The following is a 3,235-nucleotide window of genomic DNA, read 5'->3' on the forward strand; positions in this document are numbered from 1 at the left end:
CACGACGGCGCAGCTCAGGCGGGTAGGAAGAGGGACGTGCCATGACTCGAATCCTTACACGAAATCGAGCCTCTACCGAACCCGGGGCGGTTCAGTCACCCCAGGAATGGGAACGGTGGTGGCTGAACGTCGTCAAGAGGGCGATAGCCGCCGACTATCTCACCCTTCACGGACGACCGGACATGCCGAACGGGAACCGAACACGCCTCGTGCATGCCTCCTGCCATCGCGGACTTCGAGTCCGAAATCGCGGGAAGCCAGTAGGTTCTGCACTTTCGTGACGCCCTCCGGGGCTTGCTTGAGCCGTGGTGCGGGGAAACCCGCTCGCCCGGTTCTGAGGGGGCGGGGACGCAGCAATGCGTCCCCGCTACCCGACACGAGGGCAGGATCCTCGCCCATCTCGGAATCCCGAAGGTCTACTCCTTCCACATGGTCCTGTCCTACTCCCGCGATCCGTTCTGCTGCTTCACCACCAGCCAGGACCTGGCGACGTTCTTCGACTGCCACCGCCAGGCGTTCGCACACTTCGGCGGGGTGCCGATGACGATCGTCTACGACCGCACCAAGACCGTGGTCCGCCGGCACGTCGCCCCGGGAGAGGCGGTCCCGCTGCACCCCGACGCGGTGGCGTTCGCCGGACACTACGACTTCGACATCGACGTGCTCGCCGCCTATCGCCCCACCGGCAAGGGCAGGGTCGAGCGCCAGGTCTCCATCGTCCGCGACCACGTCCTGGCCGGCCGGGCCTTCGCTTCAATCGAAGAGCTCGACGCCGCGTTCACGGCCTGGGTGCCACTGCGGCGGGCCCGCGTCCACGGCACCCACGGAGAGGTCATCGGCCACCGAGCTGTCCGCGACCACATGGCCCTGCGCCCGCTGCCGAGAATGCCCTACGTCGTCACGCAGCGGCACCTGCGGTATGTCGGGAAGGACTGCCTGGTGGCCTTCGACGCCAACCTCTACTCGGTTCCGGCCCGCAAGGTCCACCCACGTCAGCTGGTCGAGATCCGGGCCACGAAGTCCCAGGTCATCCTGCACGCCACGGTTCCCGACTCGAACGGCAGCACGCTACTGGCCGTCCACTCACGGGCGGTGGGCCGGGGCGCCCGCATCGTCGACGAGCGCCACTGGGACGGCCTGCCGAAGGGCGACACCCGCCGTGTCACCACCGGCGATGTCCTGCCCCGGCCCCGCCACGAGCGGCCTCCGGGCGAGGAGGCCCGACCGCTCCGCGCTCTGCTGAGCCGGGCCGCCGCCGCCCACGTCGAGGTCGGCCGCAGGCCCCTGTCGGTCTATGACGAGCTGACCGGCACCCGCCCCTTCGCCACCAACCCCACGACAAGGGAGTCGAGTTGAGCCAACTGGTCAGCGCCCGCATCCGCACTATGGCCGCCAAACTCGGCCTGCCCCACCTCGCCGAGAGCCTCAACCAGTACGCCCAGCGGGCCGACGAGGCCAAGATGGGCTACCTCGACTTCATCGACCTGGTCCTGGCCGAGGAACTCGCCGTCCGCGACGACCGCCGCTTCCGCCAGAACCTGCGGCTGTCGAAGCTGCCGCACCACAAGACGCTGGACGACTACGACTTCTCCTTCCAGCCCGAGCTCGACCCGCGCAAGATCAAGGACCTCGCCACCCTCTCCTTCGTCGAGGCCAAAGCCAACGCCGCCCTGCTCGGGCCGGGTGTTATCTGCGGTTTGAAGATTCTTTGATCGCTGCTTCCCAGGTCCAGATGTTGTTGCGATGGCTGTAACGAGCCCGAGCGCGGCCCGTTGTCGCCGGCCTCTGGTGGTCTGTTGCCGGGCGCCGCCCTGGAGCCGGCGGTGGTCGGTTAGCATCCGGCATGGCCACGCACTGGAAGAACTGTCCTGAGATGTTCGCGCTGATCCTTCGAGGTCATGGACTTGACCCGGCCGCGGTCGACGACGTTGCGCGGGCATGGTCGGCGTTCCAGGAGTTCGTTCAGGTGGAGATCGACGGGATCGAGCCTGCAGAGGACGACGGCGACGGGTTCATCGTGCAGTGGGGGCGGTGGAGTTGGAATGACGACCGTCCCGCACTGGTCTTCACCAGGCAGTTCGCGGTGCGCGACGAGGGTGACCAGGATGACGAGTTCTGGCAGCCGCAGCGGTGGAGCGTCGAGCTCGAACTGTTCTTCGCCGATGCCCCGGCCTGGGCCGGCCTGGGCGATATGGCCTGGTCCGACAGCATGGGCTTCGACTTCGATCCCATCGGTCATGAACGGGCCGCAGCGCTGTCCCAGATCGCCACGTTCATCGAAACGCTTCCGCAGGTCAGCGCGATGTGGCGGGCGATCCCGGTGGGTAGCGCCCTCGGGCTGGAACGCGCGGACTGATCCGTCAGCAAGCCCCCCGGTGCTGAGTTCTGGACGTGTCGCGACCGCGGCGGTCGACTTCGCGGCGGAGGTCGAGGTTCTCGCCGTGGGCCTGCTCCAGTGCGTCCCGCAGGGCCTGGACTTCCTGGCGGTGCTGTTTCTTCAGCCGGGTGATTTGGCTGGTCAGGGCGAGGACGAGAGTGCTCTCCGGATCTGCTGGGGCGGCCGGTGCGGGGATGGGGCGGGTCTGGGCTCGCAGGCGTTCGATGCGTCCGCGCAGGTCGGGGTGGTTGTAGAGGAAGGCGTGGGAGACCCCGGCCTCGCGCTGGACGGCCTGGAAGGTGATCGCCTCGCCGCGCTTGATCAGCCGCCGGATGGCTTGCTCGGCGGCCTGGGTCTTGGCCTGCGACTTTGCCTTCGCGGCGGCGGTGAGGGTCTGGGTGCGCTTGGTGCGGGCGTCGGTCACGGCCGGGTCCTTCGGTGGCGGTCGAGGTCGATGTTGAGAGGGACGGGCCCGGTGGGGGCGGTGCCGCAGCCGGCGCCCTGGACCGCGCGGCCGGGCTTGGCGTGGATCGTGTCCAGCAGCCTCGTGAGGGCCGCGTGCTCAGCCCGGCGCTGGAGGATCCAGACGTTGTCCTCGGGCATTGGACGGCCGTGACGGTCATGGAACGCGGTGGTGGCGCGGTCGATCAGCGCCTCGGTCTCGGTCAGCTGCCGTTCCAGGGCGGGTTGGTGGGAGGCGTCGGTGACGAAGACCGAGCAGGTCAGGCAGGCGTTTCCCTTGTCGCGGGTCTGTACGGTCATCGGCTCTGTTCCGTAGTCGGTGGTGACGCTACGTCCTCATTGTGGGAGGAGGATGCGGTGGCGGAGGAGGTCGAATCCGGCGCGTCCGTGCATCTG

3 protein-coding genes and 2 pseudogenes are annotated in these 3,235 nt (G+C 68.3%); 3 read left to right on the forward strand and 2 right to left on the reverse strand.

The window, feature by feature from the left end; translation table 11 throughout:
- Positions 1-378: 378 nt before the first annotated feature.
- The 3 genes and pseudogenes from ACIRPK_RS36740 to ACIRPK_RS36750 form a co-directional block, all read left to right on the forward strand.
- Positions 379-1,356 (forward strand): annotated as a pseudogene (locus ACIRPK_RS36740) (Mu transposase domain-containing protein); the annotation flags it as partial.
- Positions 1,353-1,682 (forward strand): annotated as a pseudogene (locus ACIRPK_RS36745) (ATP-binding protein); the annotation flags it as partial. The pseudogenes ACIRPK_RS36740 and ACIRPK_RS36745, both read left to right, overlap by 4 nt.
- Before the next feature lie 191 nt (positions 1,683-1,873).
- Positions 1,874-2,356, forward strand: a complete 483-nt coding sequence (locus tag ACIRPK_RS36750) for a hypothetical protein (protein WP_403047275.1) — start codon at positions 1,874-1,876, stop codon at positions 2,354-2,356.
- Between the two features lie 4 nt (positions 2,357-2,360).
- On the opposite strand, the gene ACIRPK_RS36755 is transcribed toward ACIRPK_RS36750, so the two are convergent.
- A complete protein-coding gene (locus tag ACIRPK_RS36755; RefSeq protein WP_403047277.1) occupies positions 2,361-2,801 on the reverse strand; it encodes a DUF6262 family protein in 441 nt (146 codons plus the stop codon).
- The gene (locus ACIRPK_RS36760) at positions 2,798-3,139 is read right to left on the reverse strand and encodes a hypothetical protein (RefSeq protein WP_403047279.1); all 342 of its coding nucleotides are present in this window, start codon (positions 3,137-3,139) and stop codon (positions 2,798-2,800) included. The genes ACIRPK_RS36755 and ACIRPK_RS36760 overlap by 4 nt, the downstream gene beginning before the upstream one ends.
- Positions 3,140-3,235: the final 96 nt, after the last annotated feature.

The sequence above is a fragment of the Kitasatospora sp. NPDC101801 genome (genome assembly GCF_044766665.1).
Classification (GTDB): domain Bacteria; phylum Actinomycetota; class Actinomycetes; order Streptomycetales; family Streptomycetaceae; genus Kitasatospora.

Coding starts and splice junctions, on each gene's coding strand:
- ACIRPK_RS36750 (WP_403047275.1), top strand. CDS start 1,874: ATGTTCGCGCTGATCCTTCGAGGTCATGGACTTGACCCGGCCGCGGTC.
- ACIRPK_RS36760 (WP_403047279.1), bottom strand. CDS start 3,139: ATGACCGTACAGACCCGCGACAAGGGAAACGCCTGCCTGACCTGCTCG.